Origin of the sequence: Actinomyces sp. ph3, from assembly GCF_000308055.1 — a bacterium.
In the GTDB taxonomy this organism is placed as follows: Bacteria; Actinomycetota; Actinomycetes; order Actinomycetales; family Actinomycetaceae; genus Pauljensenia.
In genome coordinates, this window is record NZ_CAGY01000001.1 from 155,661 (window position 1) to 173,850 (window position 18,190).

Sequence of the window (18,190 nt, forward strand, 5' to 3'; positions counted from 1 at the left end):
ACCACATTATGAGGTTGGGGTGGTTGCCAAAATATCAATCACGATGCACAAGGTATCGTCACCGGTCGCCTGATCAGGAGGCAAAGTAATCGCTAGCCGAGAGCCGACTTTCTGATCAATAAGAAGCGGACGAAGTCCAGGCATGAGTTCACTGAGCCGAACCCTCTCTGGCACGCCGGTACGCCACGTAGATTGCCGCTCAATTCCATCAGTCCACCCGCTAACAAAGTACTGAACGACAATGTCGTCATCAGAACGCACCTGAGCACCGGCACCCGTGAGGAGCGGCTGCGTTGTCGGGCCGGTGGGAAGTTGATCCCCATGTTTAATGACGGGGCCTTCATCTCGCATCGTCACTTCAAGCGGGCCCGAACCGCTGGCTTGGGCAGATGCCTGCCCCGAGGCCAAAGTCGGGAGAATATCTATGACGACAATTTCACCCTTGGTTGAGCGGGCAGTTGGTGTGGGAGAAGCCGTGCTGTCAGAAACTGAGGGAAGTGGACGCGCGACGAGCAGGCGACTTCCTTCGGCCCGTCCATTGACTTCGTGTGCCATATCAGCACCAAGGGAGTCATCATCGGCGCGTCCGACAATAAGACGCGGGCGCCCGTTCGGAGACAGAATCTCACCCGTTGTTGAGTCAAATACTGTCACTGAGAGTAGGACCGGTGTTCCCGCTGTAATGGCGCGACCGTCGCCCTGCGACAAGATCTGGTGTTTTGTGCTGACAATTTGAAGGGGCTGGCTCAGTTTAAGTGTCGGTGTTGCACCAACACGACCAGACACCTCAACTGCACTCAATACCGAGCGAGGCGGCTGCCATTCCAAGGCCTCCTCAGAAGAAGGACGAAGGAACCAGATCAATCCAAGAATGAGCGCGCAGATCAGGAACAATACGGAAAAGGCAACAAAAATCTGACGGCCGCTGCGGCGCGAAGGTTTTCCTGCCTGCCCCGTTTCTTCTCCGTGTTCCTGAGCGACCGGATGGAGTCGCGAAGAAAGGTGTTTTCCGCTCATGCAGGAAATACCTCGTGTGGTGAAACAAAGCCGGAGATAAATTCATCGACCGCCAATGACGATGTCGCAAAAGGATCGTTCATCAGAACGTAGCGATTCGGATCGTCAATCCGTGACGCACGAACCCAATCGAGAGCAAGTTCAACGCCAGCCTCTTCAGCGGCATTGATGACCTTCGAGCGAAGGTGGGCACGCGTTGTCTGGGGAGCGCTCACGCATGCATTGCTCACCTGTTCATCCGTGGTCATGCGGCGCATTGCTCCAGTACGTTCCAAAGCTTGCCGCAAACCATGAGGACCGATGTCATGATACGAGAGCAAAAGCCGTGCAACGCGGGGATCATCAAGCGTAGTTTGCTTACGTTTGAGGTACTCGCGGATCAAACGGTACTTGATTGCGAAATCGAGTTCGTGATCAATCCCCGACCAGTCTTGGCTACGGAGTGCATGAATCCCTCGTTGCCACAGATCAATAATCGAGTGGGTGGTAGGTTCTAGCGAGTCCGAGGTGCGATCAATCTTCAACACGTCGATAACGCGCTGCAAAATGCGCTCTTGGATCTCAACAGCGCTTAAATCTGGTCCGTTGACCATAGCGATCTTGGTCTGTGCCGAAAGATCATGATTGATCTGACGGATTGCCATCATTGGATCAGCAAGTTCCAAATCTTTAAGGTCCATACCTTCCTCGACGGCATCAAGAACCAAGGCGGTCATGCCAACCTTGAGGAAAGTGGTTGCCTCACAAACGTTCGTGTCTCCACTGATTACGTGAAGACGCCGGTACTGACCTGCATCAGCCAGTGGCTCATCGCGGGTGTTAATAATTGGCCGTGTACGCGTTGTCGCAGAGGAAACAGCTTCCCACATCTGTTCGGCTCGTTGGGAGAAGCAGTAACTAAGTTGGGCCCCCTGCCTACGAAGATGTCCCGCACCGACAAGGATTAGGCGCGTGACAAAAAAGGCGACCAGTCCATCCGCAACTTGTCGGAAATCTCGACGACGGTGCAGAAGGTAGTTTTCGTGGCACCCAAAACTATTGCCCTCTGAATCAACGTTATTTCGAAAAACGTAAATTTCTTCGGGATCCGGCAGCTGACTAAGCGAGCTACGCGCAGCGTCATTAAGCTGATTCAGTAGCTCATCACCGCAACGATGCTGTGCGAGAAGGTCAAGAAGAGTGTCGCACTCTGCAGTTGCATATTCGGGATGTGCTCCAACATCAAGATAGAGTCGCCCACCGTTGCGCAGATACAGGTTAGGAGCCCGACCGCCCTGTGCGAAGGGGTCAAAAAGCAGGTGCGCAGCAGCATCGGCATCGTGAGTAGCACGAGCCCCAGAGCGCGTTGCGCAGGTTAGCCCGTACTCTGTTTCGATTCCGATGACCCGTCGCTTCACCTCACTGGCCTCCCTTTTGAACAAAGCCCTGGACGAAAGACTCAGCATTCGTTTCAAGGACGGTATCAATCTGATCAAGAAGCTCGTCTAGAGAATCACTTTGGGCCGAAGCCTGAGCTTGTACCTGACCCGCAGCCTCGTCATCCTCATGGCCAGCGCCACCTGCAAACAATTGCGAAAGACTCATATCTACTCCTGTTCTACACGGCTTAATGTACCGTGCTCAAGATCGGAAAGGACCGACGGATCAACACCGGCAGCCTCAACAATAGGACGGCGAATCATCTGATCACCCTGCGCTTCACACAAAGATGTCCACGATGCAGCGATCAGTCCTGGAAGGTTCCGCACTGCATATCCACGCAGGTAAGCACGAGTATTTTCTGGCGCCCAATCTGCAGCATGTTCAACTTCCTCAGGAGTGAACATCCGCTTAACACGACCGGCCCGATCAAGCGCAGCCACCAGAGAACGATCCTCACGCAAATCCGCCCACTGCAGATCCATCGCAGCAAGCTTAGGGTCGTCCCACGTGGTTGACAGACGCTGGCGCTGACGATCGAGAAGCTGATACTTCCCAACCCATTCAACCTCGGTGGCAACGCTAAATAGCTCCTCAGACATACGCGTAAGAACGTCATCCCAGTACTTCAGGACGAGTTCTTCATCTGCGCTCAGTTCAATACCTGCCCGGTTGAATGTCTCAGAGACCAAATCGACATAGATCTTTTGAATGTCGAGGGCGCTTCGCGCACCTCCGGCAAGCCCAGCCTTGTAAGTCAGCGTCGGGTCATGGCTGATGTTCCAGGTTTCTTGGACCGGATCATCCATCGCAAGAGCATCCCATTCCATCCCGAGGCCGGCCTCAATTGCTTTGAGCACTAAGCCGGTTGTTCCCAGGCGAAGATAGAGGGAAGAATCAAATTGGTTCGCATCTCCGCCGATCACGTGAAGGCGACGGAAGTAGGCTGGGTTCGCATGAGCCTCGTCGCGAGTATTGATAATCGGACGGTTAAAGGTAGTCTCTAGGCCAACTTCATTTTCGACAAAGTCAGCTCGCTGCGAGATCTGAAAACCGGCAAATTCACTGCGCTGACCGATTCCAACGCGTCCCGCACCACAAATAACTGGGCGGGTTACGAAAAACGGGGTGAGGCCTCGGATAAGGTCGTCTAGATCAATACGACGGCTAATCTGGTAGTTCTCGTGGGTGCCGTAAGCCGCACCCTTACCATCCGTGTTGTTCTTCACCAACACGATCTCGTCTCCGCGCTCACGAGCTGCTGACATCATTCGTCGAGCAATGACCTCGCCGGCGCGATCCCACAGGACAGCATCGCGTGCGCTGAGGGTTTCAGGCGCAGAATATTCTGGGTGAGCATGATCAACGTAGAGACGGGCTCCGTTTGTCAGCACAGATGACACCGATGCGGGCAAATAGCCACTTGACTGTCGAGGCAAGGGAAGTCTTTCACTTCCACCCGAAGGAGCAAGGTGATAGGGGTCATCGGTCAGCATCGAAGGATCTGCAGCTGCACGCGAGAGCCTCATACCGCGCAAGTCATTCAAAGGATCTTCAGCCGTATAGTCCCAGCGAACCGGCTGGCTCCCCTCCGTAGGTGTACCGCGGCGCGAGAGAGCCGAGTAGGCATCAACTATCCGGCAGGATAGGTCAACCGGATCGGCTCCAGGATTGTCCGGGGTATAAATACCGAATTCAGTCTCGGTACTCATCACCATATGAGAGCTCATTGCTGGTTCTCCTTCAAGGGATGGATATCAGCGATATCTTGATCCAGACCGATCGTGCGTGCCCAGTCCGCTGGAGCCTGTCGGGTCGCCAGTTCCATTGATTCGCGAATTTCATCGCCGAGGCCGCGCATTACGTGGTCGAGCGTCATCCCCTGCGTACCGTTTTCGATTGCATCAAGGATCGCGTATTTCTTCGCACGCTCCACAATTCCTGCAATCATCGCGCCCGAAACAATATCGGCAAGATAGATGATGCGTTCCTGACCGGAATGACTGCGCGCAGACAGCAAAGCCGAATTGTCATCGCGTCGATAAAGGCTAGCAACTGCCCTGTCGATCATCTCGTCATGGCTGAGCTGCTGAACGTTTTGTGCAAGCGGCACAGAGTGGTCGAGATGCTTTCTGAAAATATCCTTCGCTGCACGTTCATCTGGGCGATCAATGCGGATGCGTACATCAAGCCTTCCAGGGCGAAGGACCGCGGGATCGATCATGTCAGCCCGGTTTGAGGCACCAACAATGACTACGTTGTCAAGACTTTCGACACCGTCCATTTCAGCGAGCAGCTGTGGAACCACCATCGTCTCGACATCGGAAGAAATTCCAGTACCGCGTGTTCTGAAAAGAGCTTCCATCTCATCGAAGAAGATCACGACTGGGACCTTCGACGAAGCCAAGGCACGAGCCCGCGCGAAAATTGCACGGATCTGCCGTTCTGTCTCGCCAACGAACTTCGTGAGAAGTTCAGGACCCTTAATTGAGAGGAAATAGCCTTCACCTGAAGAGCTAAACTCGCGTAATGATCGTGCTAGCGCCTGGGCGATCAGCGTCTTTCCTGAACCCGGGGGCCCATAGAGCAAAATTCCCTTTGTCGGCCGCAAACCGTATTGCCGATATAGCTCGGGATGGCGCAGGGGAAGTTCAATTGCCTGCCGAATTGTCTCAATCTGAGCATCAAGTCCGCCGATGTCATCAAAAGTAACATCGGGAATTTCAGGAGTGAGAAGCTGCTCGACGTCTTGGCGAATAACACGTTCATAGGCAAAGGAAGTACGAGGGTCAACCAAGACGCTCTCTCCGGGCCGAAGAGTGCCGTGGCGTAGCGGACCAGCAAGTTCAACAATGCGATGGCTTCCGGCCTCGGCAGTCACTACAGCGCGATCCACCCCAATAAGTTCCGCAACCTGCGCGAGCTCACCGGTTCGCGAATACTCGCCGATCCCGACAACAATCATCTTGTCGTCAACAAGAACCTGTTGCCCCGGTGAGATTGATGTGATGTCAAGAGAAGTATCCGCCGCAAGGCGCATAAGGCGGCCCGAAACATAGACTTCAAGAACACGCGAAGACGGCTGCGCGCGATGCAAAACTCCCAGGGTCAGCGGTGGTTGATTTAAATGCTTGAGTTGTTCCCTCAGGCGGAGAAGTTCTTGACGCGCCTGAGTAAGAGCCGCACTCAGATGGGCATTCTTCTGCTCAAGAATTGAGAGTGCAGCGTCACTGTTGCTCATCACTACGCCCTTCTACCCATGCCCGCGCCTTAGCGTCGAGGTCCCTTTTGACCTTACGAATTTTCTTATCCGAGCTGACGCGAAGACCCACTTTCTGCTCGCTCCAGTCATCTTCGCTATTCCACGCCCCTTCGAGGCCTTCAGCAGCTTTCGCTGGACGCGTTGAGCGTTCCTGAGGGGTAGTCTGCGGAGCAAGACGCCTGGCAATCATCAAGAATCCTGTATGGGCAACCATTCGATGCTCGGGTCGTACAGCCAAGCCATCGACGTGCCATTCACGCGAGAGTGTCTCCCACGCGACGGGATCGGTAAAGTTCTCAGAGGAACGAAGATCTTCGATCAACCGGGACATCTGAGTCACGGTCGCGATGTAGCAGCACAGAACACCGCCGGGAACAAGCGCGTGTGCAACCGCATCCAAGTTCTCCCAGGGAGCGAGCATGTCAAGGACTACACGATCAACACTCGATTCAGGCATAGCATTGAGCTCATCTGCCAGATCATTGACCCGAAGATCCCACGCCGGATGCGGAGCGCCAAACCACAGTTCAACGTTATCGCGTGCAATCTGTGCGAATTCTTCGCGCCTTTCGACAGAAATCAGCCTGCCGCGCTCCCCTACTGCGTTCAAAAGAGCCATCGATAGAGCACCCGACCCAGCGCCGGCCTCGACAACTACTGCACCGGGGAAAATATCTGCGTAGTGAACGATCGTCCCAGCATCTTTCGGGTAGACGACTGCAGCACCCCTGGGCATTGACATGACATAGTCAACTTGAAGCGGGCGCAGAATTTGGAACTGACGGCCCTCTTCGGTGGTGACGACCTGACCATCAGGGCGTCCAATTAAATCATCGTGATCGATAAAGCCACGATTGGACTGAAAACGACCACCAGAAACCAAAATAACGGTGTGCAAACGCCCCTTCGGGTCGCGGATTTGGACACGCTCCCCTTCTCGGAGAGGACCACGGTGTCGTTCTTGGCCAAGGCCCTGGGCTTCATGTTCATGTGTGCTCATCGCCTCTACACTACCGCGGCACATGGATGAACTGCCTGTTTAAACCCCGCGCGAAAAGGTGGAACTGGTTACGGTAGATGTATGAGGAATTCACTCCCAAGCCGACCTGCACTTTCTGCAAGCCGCACCAAAGAGTACCAGCGCTGCCCACTGCAGTTTCGCCTGCATGTCGTCGACCGCGTTAAAGAACCTCCAACGCAAGCAACACTTCTTGGGACAACAGTTCACGCCACCTTGGAAAACCTCTATGCCATGCCAAGGGAAGAACGCAATGAGACACTCGCTATCGAGCTTTTACGTACCGAATGGGAAAAGACTCTTGCTGGCGACCCAAGTGTCATGAATCTTTTTTCAGACCATACGGACTTCGAACGCTGGCGCGAACGAATGCATTCGATGATCACTAACTATTTTGCGATCGAAGATCCTCAAGCGCTTGAACCGCTGTCTACCGAAGCCCTTGTCGAGGCAACAACTTCGCAAGGAGTGAATCTCCTTGGTTACATTGACCGAGTCGACCAAGCACCCAACGGAGATCTGAGGGTCATCGACTACAAGACCGGGAAGGCTCCTTCCCCGCGTTTTCAAGAGGAAGCATTATTTCAGATGCGTTTTTACGCCCTCTTGCTTTCTCTCACAAAGCGACTGCCGAGGCGTACACAGTTGGTTTATCTCGCTTCTCAGAAGGTACTGACCTTTGATCCTGATTCCGCTGATATTTCTCGCTTTAGTGAAGAACTTTCCCGGACCTGGGAATCAATGAGAAGGGACGCTTTGCAGGGCTATTTTGCCCCACGACGAAACCCGCTGTGCAATTGGTGTGGGGTGCGTTCGATGTGTCCGCTGTTTGATGGGACTACACCTGAGATCCCAACCAGCGGTCTGGAACGTTTACTGGCAATGGGTCCGCGGCAATCTGATCAGTAAGCGCGAACGAAGTTCGGCCGTTGCCCTTCCATAATCGACTCAATGACACTTTCACTGAGGTCACTAAGCTCGCGAATATAGGGAAAATCAGCGGCGAACTCTTCGGGCGCCGCCCCCTTGATCGCGACGGCCACTCCGCCACTGGCAGAAGCAGCTTCAAGACCAACCGGCGAATCCTCGACAATCATGCAGCGACGGATATCAACTCCAAGAAGCTCAGCAGCCTTGAGGTACCCCTCTGGTGAGGGTTTTCCTTCCGAGACGTCATCACCGTAAATTGCATTCGTAAAACCGGGTTTTGCGGGTACATGCTCCAGGACCCTGGATGCCACTCGCCGTCGTGTCGCTGTAACGACCGCTGTCGGAATTGAGTGCTCATGGCACCAAGCAAGGAGTTCAACCAGACCGACTTTCCAGGGCAATCCCGCGTCGAGGCGATCGATGACTCCCTGCTCAACACGATCGGCAACCACGGCCTCGTCAAGAGGATTGCGGGCAAATGAACGCAAAATTGCCACCATCCGCGGCAAAGTAGACCCCAACATCTTTTGGCGCATCTGCGGGGTCATCTGTGTCCCCATCTCGGCGAGCACCTGTCCTTCCGCGCCTTCCCACAGGGGCTCGGTATCGACGATGGTGCCATCCATATCGAAGAGAATTGCCTCAGGCAGAGTCATACTTTCGTAAGTCCTTCACACAAGATTCACGCAGCGGGCATTGTTCCCAAGGGGGAAAGCAGACCGCTTAACAGACCAAGAGCTACAAGAATACCAATTGCGATTCGATACCAAACGAAAGGTGCATAGGACTGAGTGGAAATAATCTTCAGGAACCACAAGATCACAACGACGCCGACCACGAAGGCAATGATTGTTGCAGCGATTGTCGGGCCAACAGCAATGGTCTCACTGCCGGTCAAGACCTTTGCCACCTTGTAGAGCCCTGAAGCCCACACAGCCGGCATTGCCAGAAGGAAGGAATAGCGGGCAGCGGCTTCACGGGTATAGCCCAAGAAACGCCCCATGGTAATCGTTCCACCTGAACGAGAGACACCTGGGATCAGGGCCATTGCCTGCGCGAGGCCGTAGAGAAGGGCATCCTTCCACGTCATCGATTTCAGATCGCGCTCTTGAGGTGCATAGCGATCGACAAATCCCAAAAGCAGGCCGAAAATGATCAGCATCGCCGAAGTGATCCACAGGTTACGCAAGCCCGTATCAATCGCATCTTGGAAAAGAAGACCCAAAATACAAATCGGAAGGGAACCGACGATAATCATCCAACCCATTCGCGCATCTGGATCACTTGAGGGTACTCGATTTTCCTTTGCACCAAGTGGCAAAGATCGGAACCAAGCGCTGAGGATGCGGACAATGTCCTTCCAGAAGACGATGACAACCGCGAGCTCCGTACCGATTTGTGTGATTGCGGTGAAAGCAGCACCCGGATCGGTTGAGCCCGTAAGCTCACCGACAATGCGAATATGCGCGGAGGACGAAACGGGAAGGAACTCCGTCAGGCCCTGAACAAGTCCAAGGATGATTGCATCAAGCCAGTTCATATCCCCAACTCTACGGCGCTTGGCCTGAGGCTAGCCAAAGATGGGCATGTGTATGCCGTCATAGCCTGCGCGTTCTAGGCTTATCTCTATGGAGATTCGTCAATGTGGAACACATGGACTTTCTGTGTCCAGTCTGGGTTTGGGAACACTGACTTGGGGACGCGACACAGATGAAGATCAGGCATGCGCAATGCTCAAATCCTTTGTTGACGCTGGAGGGACTCTCGTAGAAGTGAGCCCTCTCCACGGTTCCGGACGCGCTCTCAGCGTTCTTGCCGAGGCCTTACGCGCCGTTGGCCGTCACCGAGTCAGGATTGCATTGCGTGGTGCAATGCGTTTCTCTCAAGGAGCCAATGAGCTCTCTGCTTCTCGGGGAGATATGCTCCGCTGCCTAGATACAACACTTGCGATTCTCGAAACAGATTTCGTTGACCTCTGGTTAGCAACTCCGTCCCCTACAGGAATTCCGCTCGAGGAAACTCTATCGGCGCTCGAATGGGCCTATTCCAGCGGACGCGCGCACTACCTTGGGCTAAGTCACCGCGACACCTGGGATTGCGCACTCATGTGGGCACAGTCAGATCGACTTCCTCTAGCCGCCGTCGAAGAAGAACACTCGCTTTTATGCTCCTCTCCCCTGCTCGAGCGAGCACGAGACAACGGCTTTGGATTCCTCGCACATTCACCGCTTGCCGGAGGCGTCCTTACAGGAAAATATCGCCATACAACACCACCTGATTCACGAGCCGCATCCGCACATCTGCGTTCAAGTGTTGAGCCATACCTGGAGAGCAGTCTTCCGATTGTCGAAGCGTTATCTCAGGCGGCACATGGGCTGGAATGTTCGATCGCTGACGTTGCTTTGGCATGGGTAGAGGGCACACCGGGAGTGACAAGCGCAATCATCGGGCCTCAAAACCTGGTACAACTCGAGCAGATACTCAATGGACGCATTGACCTTCCACTTCCGATTCGCCAGGTATTAAGTGAAGTGAGTGCTAGATAGAAGCGGGCATTAAATAAAGGTGTGCGGGCAGTTGCGACTGCCCGCACACCTTAAAGACAACTTGACCGACTAGTCTTCGTCTTCATCCTCATCAACGTCGACAAATTCATCGTCATCGTCGACTTCTTCATCGTCTTCGTCGTCGTCAAAATCTTCATCCTCGTCTTCCTCATCAGAAACAATGAGGTCGAAAGGAAGCTCGACTTCGAACTGCGTGAAAAGCACGTCATCGTAGGTGAAGAAGGCATCACGGAGAGCTTCTTCGGCATCGATAAGTGCCTGTTCATCGACTTGATCAGAGGAAGCCACCTCGTAGTGATTCTCGAAAGCGGCAATCAGCTGATCTAGGACAAGACGAGGTTTCGTGGTCATAGTCACACATCCTACACGATGTCTACGGCAAGTTCAGCTGGGACCTAATAACCGAAACCATCAGATCAGCGCCCTTAATCTCCGCTGTTTGATCGGGGCCTAAAATACGCGAATTACCCTGTGAATCGAGAAGTTGGGATACGCCGTGCTCAGGTCCCAGCGGCAAGATCACCCATTCGTCACTGGGGTTGTAGGTTGCCTGCGGTTCTTTACCGGACAGCTGTGAAGAGATATTCGAGATCACGATGCGCGCCTGTGCTCGAGCGGCATCAGCACGCTTTGATTCGCGAACATCCGTAACGTCGCCGATCGCGTAAATATTGGTTTGGCCTACGACTTGAAGCGTTGGTTCTACCTTAAGAGCGCCGTCTGGGCGAACTGCAGACTGCAGCTCGGTACCTGCAACATAACCGGTATTCGGACGGGCACCATAGCACTGGAACCACATATCAGCTTCGATACGATGACCGTCCTTCGTTTCAACGACGAAACGGCCAAGCTCACCAACATTGAATGGCGGAAGGTATGCAAGCTCCGAGCCTTCAATGAGGCGGATATTGAGCTCCTTCAGTTGCTCGCGAACCTGATCGCGCAACTCATCAGCAAAACCCTGAGTCGGGAGAAGCTCAGATTGCTTTTCAACCAAGGTAATTTCCAGGTCCGGGAAGGCATTGCGCAGTTCCCCTGCAAATTCAATACCGACAGTTCCGGCACCTACCAAGAGCACGGAGCGAGCACCATGAAGGTAGGAATGCAACTGCTTCAGGCGCGCCTTGGCAACATCAGAACGCGAAGCCGAGTACTTTGCTGGGAATGGATAGGTTGAACCTGTTGCCAGAACAACGTAGTCGGCATCGATCGGGTCCTGACCGAAGATATGAACCCGAGTCCCTTCAACCTGAGAAACCGTTCCGTGAATGACCCGCCCATTGCTCAGAAGATTCGAATAGGGCATGAAAATTGAATGCTGCCATGCCTCATCGACTGCGGCACGCAGAGCCGCAGCATGGTGAACAAACTGATCTTTTTGCTCGACCAGAATGACTTCGGCAAGAGGATCAAGTCCCTTGGCGACGGTGACACCACCGTACCCGCCACCGACAACGACGACTCGGGCCACAGTGCTCTCCTTCTCTCGTTGGTTACCACCCATTGTCCCTGAAAACACAGGAAGCAACGAGTGCAAAAAGTGTGTTATTCCTGACCAAGGGCTCGAGCAATATTCGGTGTGAAGAAGTTTGGCCCCTTCAATACCTTGCCATCCTCACGGAGTTTCACGCTGCCGTCGGGCATAAGCTTCGACAGATTAGACGCCTGAATTTCCGCAAGGACACGATTCAAATCGATTCCAGATTCCAGGGCCATGCCATAGATGACGTAGACCAGATCGCCTAAAGCATCAGCTGTTTCGATGATGTCTCGCGTTCCGTCATCTGCTTCCATCGCACGTTGTGTCGCTTCTTCAACGATTGCACGCGCTTCCTTTCCATACAAGGCCCCGAGCAGTTCAGCGAACTCTTCACGGATCAAGCTCACGCGCATGTGGAGACGCTCATAGTCAAGAGTTGGCTCTTGATGATCACGAACACGGTCGGGCATGAAGTAAGTTGCGTGAAACTGCTGGACAAGAGCTTGTGGGCGAGATGAATCCAAGACTTCTGGCGCGCCGGCGTTAGGTCCATCCCACGGACTTGCAGGCGTGCGCGGGTCAGTGGCAAGGATGCCTCCTACCCAGGCCTCGTAGCCGGGAAGGCGCGCAATGCCTTCCTTGCGGAAACCGTTCTTCCACGCGGCCTTCCAGGATCCCCAATTTCCTACGTACGCCGCCCACTCAACTCGAGAAGCGCCAAATTTCTCAAATGCCGTATCTAGAGCAAGGGACACAGCCTCTGTTGCAACGCCCTCTCCCCACTCGTCATGGCGAACAAAGTACGAGACTTCATAACGGTCAGAAAAATGAGTATTACGAATGAGCTCGATGCGCCCAAGGAAACGTCCATCATGGGCGCTGCGAATCGCCCAATCAGCACTTCCCTGCTCCCACTTCGAAGGCACCTTTGCAAGATTCTCTTCAGCCATCGACAGAGTGTAGGGATAGGGAATCGACGTTGTTTCGTGAAAAACTGGATCCTGCAATGCGTCAGTAAGGTCCGCCGCATCGTTTGCAGACAGCGGGACTAAGACAATATTTTGACCGTGAACGTCAAAGGGTTCCATCAGTGTGTTTCCTCCTGTGTTGATGCATTCGGGTGGCCCTGTTCCCACGCAGTTTCCAGAATTCGCCTCATCGCTTCGGTATCGTGCAATCCCTGGACAACAAGACTCCGGTCGAAGAGATAGGTCGGAATAGTGTCAATTCCCATCTGTACAGCGATCTGGTAGTCCGAGAAAACTTCAGACGAGGCGACAGGGTCGCTCAGAGCGTCAACAACCAGCATTTCGGGAATCCGTACATCCTGTGCACAGCCAATCAGTACATCCGGGTCCGCTAGATTCAAACCGATCTCAAAACGAGCACGGAACAAGGCTTCGGCATATGCAAATTGATACGTCCCTGCCCCGCTCGTCACTCCGGATTTTTCGTCCATTTCTCGCGCAGCCGCCATCGCTTTATGCGCGAACGAGGTCGGCGCAACGATCAAGGAATCAAAATCTAGAGAAATTCCATCGGCACGAGCGAGCTCACCGACGTGAATGAGAGCATCAGCAGCTTCCTCTTGACTCATGCCTGGATGCGTGTGGACCAGGAAATCTGCCTGGGACATTTCAAGGACAGCAGACTGCTCAGGATCAAGCAAATAGGAGTGGAAACGAACCTCGACCTGATCGCGATGTTCGAAACGCGTGAGAGCATCACGCAGATGATGGATACCGAGGTAACACCAAGGGCATGCAAAGTCTGCCCATACGTCAACATGCATGAAGTCTCTCCTCGGGGATAAGAGCACGTTCGCCTATGCACAGGTTACGTTGCGTATTGAGGACTTACCAGTGCAAAGAAAAATCCCGGGGATCCGAAGATCCCCGGGAGCTGTGCGCGGAGGGGGACTTGAACCCCCACCCTCTAATACGAGGACTAGCACCTCAAGCTAGCGCGTCTGCCTATTCCGCCACCCGCGCAGGTGACTCACAAAGCCAAAGCTTTGCGGCTTGGAAACTTTAACACGCATGGACACCAGTCACAAATCGACATTCGCCAGAGCGTTATAAAATTTCCGTGGGCGATACTGGGATCGAACCAGTGACCTCTTCCGTGTGAAGGAAGCGCGCTACCCCTGCGCCAATCGCCCGAGGTGGGTACCGGATTCGAACCGGTGTATACGGCTTTGCAGGCCGCTGCCTCGCCTCTCGGCCAACCCACCCTATCCAACCTCAACCTCAAGGATTTTCGGAAGGTTAGAGCGGATGACGGGACTCGAACCCGCGACCCTCACCTTGGCAAGGTGATGCTCTACCAACTGAGCCACATCCGCACTCAGTCCCTATCGGACTGGGGCCTTGTCCGTCGTTAGATAACGACAGTGGGCGATACTGGGTTCGAACCAGTGACCTCTTCCGTGTCAGGGAAGCGCGCTACCACTGCGCCAATCGCCCGAGCGGATGACGGGACTCGAACCCGCGACCCTCACCTTGGCAAGGTGATGCTCTACCAACTGAGCCACATCCGCGTTATCAAACCGCCGGAACGGTTTCGCAACGGATGAAAGGCTAACAGGGTTTGCACCTGGAACACAAATCAAGACGGCGTGTCCCCGCTCACACCTGATTTTTTCAGCGCACGGCGGCGCGCCTTACACTGCCTGATCAGACGGACTCATAAAGTCGAGAACGTGATCGAAGTGGCACCACCCGAGGATTTCCGAACAGCACTCATGTCATTACGTAGTGCTGTTCATCCTCACGTCGAAATTGAGGAAGTTCCCGCACCGCGCGCACTTGCTCCTTTCACCGCTGCACTCGCACTTCGCACGACACAAACCGCCCACGACGAAGCCCTTGCTTTCGGCCGTTTTGTGATCCTCCACGATCCCAACGGACAAATGGGCTGGAACGGGCCTTTCCGACTTGTCGCACAGCTCCGCGCACAAATTGATGCCGACATGAGCTCCGATCCCCTGCTTTCTGAAGCACTGTGGAACTGGACTCACGACTGTCTCGAAGAGCGCGGCGCTGGTTTCCATGATCTTACGGGCACTGTGAGCAAAGAAGTGAGCGAATCTTTTGGAGGTCTGATCCTCATGGGGTCGACACTCGCTGTTGAGATTCGCGTTTCGCTCACGCCAAATACCCCCTGGATTGGCGAGCACCTTCTGGCGTGGCAAGACCTCATGTGTCGTATCGCCGGTGTTGAAAATCAACGATTCCTCGAGAGGGCATAGAACGTGCTCATTGAAAATCCCTACGGCATCGCCGTGGGAGACAGCGAGGACCCCGAGCTCATCGCTTTCCCTCGCGATGGAATCCCAGAAATTATCGACACTCAAAGCGCCTTGGATCAGGCCGCTGAGGACCTCTCCGCATCTTCCTTTCCTGTTGCAGTGGACGTTGAACGGGCTCAAGGTTTTCGCTACGGTTCTTCCCCCTATCTCCTCCAGCTGCGACGCGAGGACGTCGGCTCATTCTTGATTGACACTGCCGCTCTCCCCCACCTTGAGTGCCTTCAAGCAAGCATGAACTCGACATGGATTCTGCACGACGCTTCTCAGGACCTCCCAAACCTGCGTGAGCTTGGCCTGGAAATTCCAGCACTATTCGATACACAAGTCGCATCACGCTTGCTGGGAATGACTCACTTCGGACTCTCCGCAGTTTGTGAGCAAGTCTTGGGACTGACACTCGTGAAAGATCATCAGGCCTCAAATTGGTCGGTGCGCCCTCTTCCGAAGGATTGGCTGCGATACGCGGTTCTTGATGTTGAGCTCCTGACTGCTCTTAAAGACTCCCTTGAAGAGCGCTTGGATGACCTTGGCCGCACCTCGTGGGCGCAGCAGGAGTTTTCACACATTGCCGAGGCCGCACCTCCTTTACCGAAAAAAGATCGTTGGCGTTCGATTTCCGGCATTGGGAAGTTAACGTCCAAACGAGCTCTCGCAATTGCGCGCGAGCTTTGGATCGAGCGCGATGCGATTGCGCGCGAAATTGACCTGGCTCCCGGGCGCTTGGTGCGAAACAGCGGAATCATCCATGCCGCTCAACGTCCGCCAAGGACACGTCACAATCTTCTTTCGATTGCCGAATTCCGTTCACCTCAGGCGCGACGTTACGCGCAGCATTTCCTTGATGCAGTCACTCGCGCACTAGCCCTTCCAGAAAACCAACTTCCACCCCGACATCGAACGGAAGACGACGGACATACTCCTAGCGTCAGGCATTGGCAACGTATTCATGCCGAAGCACACGAGCTTCTTCTTGAGGTTCGCGAGGCCGTTGCTAAGCAAGCCGAAACCCTAGAAATTAGTCCAGAAATTGTCCTTGAACCACGGGTTCAGCGCGCTTTGGCTTGGGAACACACCCAACAGGGATTGGGTATGCCTGTCGATGAATTCCTCACCGCACAGGGTGCACGCCCCTGGCAGATCTCGTTGATGGCGAGCGCCCTGACCGATCTACTCTCCCGCTAAAGCGTGACGGATTCTTTCACTGAGACCCTGTGCATCAAGACCAAGGGCCGTCACAATACTCGCTCGGCTAGCCTGTTGAAGAAATTCCTTTGGAATACCTGCGGTGACGACTGGTATCGAACGCGTTGATACATTCGAAGAAAGCAGATCACGCAGCGACCACCCAAATCCGCCATCAACTAAGCCATCCTCGACGCTGAGCACAAGCTCAGCGCCTTCGACCAGACCAACCAAGGCCTCGGGAACTGGAAGAGCCCAGCGGGGATCAACCACGCGTACGCTCGCCAAGCCATCATTCTCAAGAAGAGCAGCTGCTTCCATGGCAGCTGGGACCATCGAGCCCAAGGCAACGATGCAAACCCTTGAGACTTCAGCGCCCTCATCCCAGTCTTTGAGGACATCGCAGCCACCTACACGCCGAAGCTGAACAATAGGATCAGTTAAGGCACCCTTCGGATAACGAAGGACTGTCGGCCCATCATCTACCGCTACGGCTTCGCGCAATTCTTCGCGTAGCGTCGCCTCGTCACGCGGGGCAGCAAGACGCAAGCCGGGAACGGAATTTAGCATCGAAATATCCCACATTCCGTTGTGGGATGCCCCGTCATCACCAGTAATTCCAGCTCGATCAAGAACAAAGGTCACGCCGCAGTGGTGAAGCCCAACATCCATAAGGATTTGGTCAAATGCTCGATTCAGGAAGGTCGCGTACACCGCAAAAACCGGGTGTGCCCCGGCGAAAGCCATTCCAGCGGCGGCGGCAACCGCATGCTGTTCTGCAATCCCCACATCAACTACGCGTGAAGGAAAGTCGTCCTTGAAAGGGCCGAGGCCGACAGGCAGCATCATTGCAGCTGTTAGGCCCACAATATCTTCGCGTTCATGCGCGATCTGACGAATTTCGTCGGCGAACACACTGGTCCACGCAAAACGTGCAGGCGCGATAGGAAGTCCAGTTTCAGGATGGATCTTCCCCACTGCATGGAATCGATCTGCAATGTCTTCTTCCGCAGGGGTGTAGCCACGTCCCTTCTGCGTCATGACATGGATCAGGACGGGCTCGTGCAAGGCTCGTGCGCGATTGAAGATCTCTTCCATCGCTGCAATGTCGTGACCGTTCACAGGTCCGAGGTACTTCAGTCCGAGGTCCTCAAACATCGCCTGCGGAATGAGCGCGTCTTTAATACCGCTTTTGAGGCCGTGAAGAGCTCCGTAGGTTGCGCGTCCAGGTTCCCCAAAATTCATCAGAGTCCGCTTACCCCACGACAGCGCCTTTTCGTAATTTCGAGAAGAACGTAGAAGATCAAGATGACGAGCTACGGCACCAATAGTTGGCGCATAGGAGCGCCCATTGTCGTTGACGATGATGATTGCACGTCGCTTGTGATCGGAAGCAATATTGTTTAACGCTTCCCAAGCCATTCCACCTGTCAGTGCGCCATCGCCAATAATGCCGATCGTCCATGTCGGATCACCGCGTCGAGATTTTTCGCGGGAAATACCATCAACCCACGACAGAGATGAAGATGCGTGCGAGCTTTCAAGAACATCGTGGACGGATTCTTCGCGACTGGGATATCCCGAGAGGCCACCTTCTTGTCGAAGCTTCGAAAAGTCTTGGCGTCCCGTAAGCAATTTGTGAACGTAAGTCTGATGACCAGTATCGAAGACGATCGTGTCTGCAGGTGAACGAAAAACGCGGTGAAGAGCGATAGTCAATTCAACAACGCCCAAATTTGGCCCAAGGTGCCCGCCTGTCTTTGAGACATCTTCGATGAGCTTCGCACGGATCTGTGCCGCTAAATCGTCCAATTCTGCCGCTGGGACACGCCTCAGGTCACTGGGCGAAGAAATCGTACTCAATAAAGAGGTCTGATTTTGGGCATGGGTCATGGACAAGATTCTAGTGTCATGGTGACTGATGAGCCGAATGATGCGCGCTAAGTAGTGCAATCGGACTTCAAAGCACGTTATCAATGCAGGAATTAGAATGAAGGAGCGACGA

The 18,190-nt window shown here is 54.2% G+C and carries 17 protein-coding genes and 6 tRNA genes; 4 read left to right on the plus strand and 19 right to left on the minus strand.

Going from position 1 to position 18,190, the window contains the following annotated elements:
- Positions 1-6 precede the first annotated feature (6 nt).
- Genes HGAS_RS00685 through HGAS_RS00710 form a run of 6 tightly spaced genes read right to left on the minus strand, consistent with a single transcriptional unit; the run spans position 7 to position 6,698 of the window.
- Positions 7-1,017, minus strand: a complete 1,011-nt coding sequence (locus tag HGAS_RS00685) for an FKBP-type peptidyl-prolyl cis-trans isomerase (protein ID WP_019126044.1) — start codon at positions 1,015-1,017, stop codon at positions 7-9.
- The gene (locus HGAS_RS00690) at positions 1,014-2,414 is read right to left on the minus strand and encodes a proteasome accessory factor PafA2 family protein (RefSeq protein ID WP_019126045.1); all 1,401 of its coding nucleotides are present in this window, start codon (positions 2,412-2,414) and stop codon (positions 1,014-1,016) included. The genes HGAS_RS00685 and HGAS_RS00690 overlap by 4 nt, the downstream gene beginning before the upstream one ends.
- Position 2,415: 1 nt before the next feature.
- On the minus strand, positions 2,416-2,601 hold the full coding sequence (locus tag HGAS_RS00695) for a ubiquitin-like protein Pup (RefSeq protein WP_009409389.1): 186 nt from the start codon (positions 2,599-2,601) through the stop codon (positions 2,416-2,418).
- Positions 2,602-2,603: 2 nt separating this feature from the next.
- Positions 2,604-4,166, minus strand: a complete 1,563-nt coding sequence (dop, locus tag HGAS_RS00700; protein WP_019126046.1) for a depupylase/deamidase Dop — start codon at positions 4,164-4,166, stop codon at positions 2,604-2,606.
- Complete coding sequence (arc, locus tag HGAS_RS00705; protein ID WP_019126047.1) at positions 4,163-5,677, minus strand: proteasome ATPase; 1,515 nt, start codon at positions 5,675-5,677, stop codon at positions 4,163-4,165. The genes dop and arc overlap by 4 nt, the downstream gene beginning before the upstream one ends.
- Positions 5,664-6,698 (minus strand): tRNA (adenine-N1)-methyltransferase, encoded by a 1,035-nt coding sequence (locus HGAS_RS00710; RefSeq protein ID WP_019126048.1) that lies wholly within the window; start codon positions 6,696-6,698, stop codon positions 5,664-5,666. The genes arc and HGAS_RS00710 overlap by 14 nt, the downstream gene beginning before the upstream one ends.
- An 81-nt stretch (positions 6,699-6,779) precedes the next feature.
- On the opposite strand from HGAS_RS00710, the gene HGAS_RS00715 reads away from it, so the two are divergent.
- Positions 6,780-7,625: a RecB family exonuclease gene (locus HGAS_RS00715; RefSeq protein WP_019126049.1), complete on the plus strand. Its 846-nt coding sequence runs from the start codon at positions 6,780-6,782 to the stop codon at positions 7,623-7,625.
- On the opposite strand, the gene HGAS_RS00720 is transcribed toward HGAS_RS00715, so the two are convergent.
- A complete protein-coding gene (locus HGAS_RS00720; RefSeq protein ID WP_019126050.1) occupies positions 7,619-8,302 on the minus strand; it encodes an HAD family hydrolase in 684 nt (227 codons plus the stop codon). The two genes, HGAS_RS00715 and HGAS_RS00720, sit on opposite strands and share 7 nt — an antisense overlap.
- A gap of 26 nt (positions 8,303-8,328) precedes the next feature.
- Positions 8,329-9,186 carry an undecaprenyl-diphosphate phosphatase gene (locus tag HGAS_RS00725; RefSeq protein ID WP_019126051.1) on the minus strand — a complete coding sequence of 286 codons (858 nt, stop codon included), beginning with the start codon at positions 9,184-9,186 and terminating at the stop codon, positions 8,329-8,331.
- A gap of 88 nt (positions 9,187-9,274) precedes the next feature.
- On the opposite strand from HGAS_RS00725, the gene HGAS_RS00730 reads away from it, so the two are divergent.
- Positions 9,275-10,192, plus strand: a complete 918-nt coding sequence (locus HGAS_RS00730) for an aldo/keto reductase (RefSeq protein ID WP_026066546.1) — start codon at positions 9,275-9,277, stop codon at positions 10,190-10,192.
- Between the two features lie 69 nt (positions 10,193-10,261).
- On the opposite strand, the gene HGAS_RS00735 is transcribed toward HGAS_RS00730, so the two are convergent.
- The 10 genes from HGAS_RS00735 to HGAS_RS00780 all read right to left on the minus strand — a co-directional run bounded on the left by HGAS_RS00735 (position 10,262) and on the right by HGAS_RS00780 (position 14,232).
- A complete protein-coding gene (locus tag HGAS_RS00735; RefSeq protein ID WP_019126053.1) occupies positions 10,262-10,564 on the minus strand; it encodes a hypothetical protein in 303 nt (100 codons plus the stop codon).
- Between the two features lie 22 nt (positions 10,565-10,586).
- Positions 10,587-11,684, minus strand: coding sequence for an FAD-dependent oxidoreductase (locus HGAS_RS00740; protein WP_019126054.1), 1,098 nt, complete (start codon positions 11,682-11,684; stop codon positions 10,587-10,589).
- A 74-nt stretch (positions 11,685-11,758) separates the two neighbouring features.
- Positions 11,759-12,781, minus strand: coding sequence for a GNAT family N-acetyltransferase (locus HGAS_RS00745; RefSeq protein ID WP_019126055.1), 1,023 nt, complete (start codon positions 12,779-12,781; stop codon positions 11,759-11,761).
- Positions 12,781-13,485: a DsbA family oxidoreductase gene (locus HGAS_RS00750; RefSeq protein ID WP_019126056.1), complete on the minus strand. Its 705-nt coding sequence runs from the start codon at positions 13,483-13,485 to the stop codon at positions 12,781-12,783. Before HGAS_RS00750 ends, HGAS_RS00745 begins: the two co-directional genes overlap by 1 nt.
- A gap of 113 nt (positions 13,486-13,598) precedes the next feature.
- Positions 13,599-13,684: transfer RNA gene (locus tag HGAS_RS00755), tRNA-Leu, on the minus strand.
- 98 nt (positions 13,685-13,782) lie between these two features.
- Positions 13,783-13,854: transfer RNA gene (locus HGAS_RS00760), tRNA-Val, on the minus strand.
- Position 13,855: 1 nt separating this feature from the next.
- Positions 13,856-13,926, minus strand: a tRNA-Cys gene (locus HGAS_RS00765).
- Between the two features lie 38 nt (positions 13,927-13,964).
- Positions 13,965-14,037: transfer RNA gene (locus HGAS_RS00770), tRNA-Gly, on the minus strand.
- A gap of 49 nt (positions 14,038-14,086) precedes the next feature.
- Positions 14,087-14,158: transfer RNA gene (locus HGAS_RS00775), tRNA-Val, on the minus strand.
- Between the two features lies 1 nt (position 14,159).
- A tRNA-Gly gene (locus tag HGAS_RS00780) sits at positions 14,160-14,232 on the minus strand.
- A gap of 162 nt (positions 14,233-14,394) precedes the next feature.
- On the opposite strand from HGAS_RS00780, the gene HGAS_RS00785 reads away from it, so the two are divergent.
- Together HGAS_RS00785 and HGAS_RS00790 are read left to right on the plus strand one after the other, a co-directional pair.
- Positions 14,395-14,943, plus strand: coding sequence for a DUF3000 domain-containing protein (locus tag HGAS_RS00785; RefSeq protein ID WP_081581495.1), 549 nt, complete (start codon positions 14,395-14,397; stop codon positions 14,941-14,943).
- A gap of 3 nt (positions 14,944-14,946) precedes the next feature.
- Complete coding sequence (locus HGAS_RS00790) at positions 14,947-16,185, plus strand: HRDC domain-containing protein (protein ID WP_019126057.1); 1,239 nt, start codon at positions 14,947-14,949, stop codon at positions 16,183-16,185.
- Here the strand turns inward: HGAS_RS00790 and dxs are convergent.
- Positions 16,171-18,078, minus strand: a complete 1,908-nt coding sequence (gene dxs, locus HGAS_RS00795; protein WP_019126058.1) for a 1-deoxy-D-xylulose-5-phosphate synthase — start codon at positions 18,076-18,078, stop codon at positions 16,171-16,173. The genes HGAS_RS00790 and dxs overlap by 15 nt on opposite strands.
- Positions 18,079-18,190 lie beyond the last annotated feature (112 nt).

What these genes read in the sequence shown, in the direction of transcription:
- HGAS_RS00720 (WP_019126050.1), bottom strand. Translation starts at nt 8,302, where the DNA reads ATGACTCTGCCTGAGGCAATTCTCTTCGATATGGATGGCACCATCGTC.
- HGAS_RS00715 (WP_019126049.1), top strand. Translation starts at nt 6,780, where the DNA reads ATGAGGAATTCACTCCCAAGCCGACCTGCACTTTCTGCAAGCCGCACC.
- dxs (WP_019126058.1), bottom strand. Translation starts at nt 18,078, where the DNA reads ATGACCCATGCCCAAAATCAGACCTCTTTATTGAGTACGATTTCTTCG.
- HGAS_RS00725 (WP_019126051.1), bottom strand. Translation starts at nt 9,186, where the DNA reads ATGAACTGGCTTGATGCAATCATCCTTGGACTTGTTCAGGGCCTGACG.
- HGAS_RS00710 (WP_019126048.1), bottom strand. Translation starts at nt 6,698, where the DNA reads ATGAGCACACATGAACATGAAGCCCAGGGCCTTGGCCAAGAACGACAC.
- dop (WP_019126046.1), bottom strand. Translation starts at nt 4,166, where the DNA reads ATGAGCTCTCATATGGTGATGAGTACCGAGACTGAATTCGGTATTTAT.
- HGAS_RS00685 (WP_019126044.1), bottom strand. Translation starts at nt 1,017, where the DNA reads ATGAGCGGAAAACACCTTTCTTCGCGACTCCATCCGGTCGCTCAGGAA.
- HGAS_RS00730 (WP_026066546.1), top strand. Translation starts at nt 9,275, where the DNA reads ATGGAGATTCGTCAATGTGGAACACATGGACTTTCTGTGTCCAGTCTG.
- HGAS_RS00750 (WP_019126056.1), bottom strand. Translation starts at nt 13,485, where the DNA reads ATGCATGTTGACGTATGGGCAGACTTTGCATGCCCTTGGTGTTACCTC.
- HGAS_RS00745 (WP_019126055.1), bottom strand. Translation starts at nt 12,781, where the DNA reads ATGGAACCCTTTGACGTTCACGGTCAAAATATTGTCTTAGTCCCGCTG.
- arc (WP_019126047.1), bottom strand. Translation starts at nt 5,677, where the DNA reads ATGAGCAACAGTGACGCTGCACTCTCAATTCTTGAGCAGAAGAATGCC.
- HGAS_RS00735 (WP_019126053.1), bottom strand. Translation starts at nt 10,564, where the DNA reads ATGACCACGAAACCTCGTCTTGTCCTAGATCAGCTGATTGCCGCTTTC.
- HGAS_RS00695 (WP_009409389.1), bottom strand. Translation starts at nt 2,601, where the DNA reads ATGAGTCTTTCGCAATTGTTTGCAGGTGGCGCTGGCCATGAGGATGAC.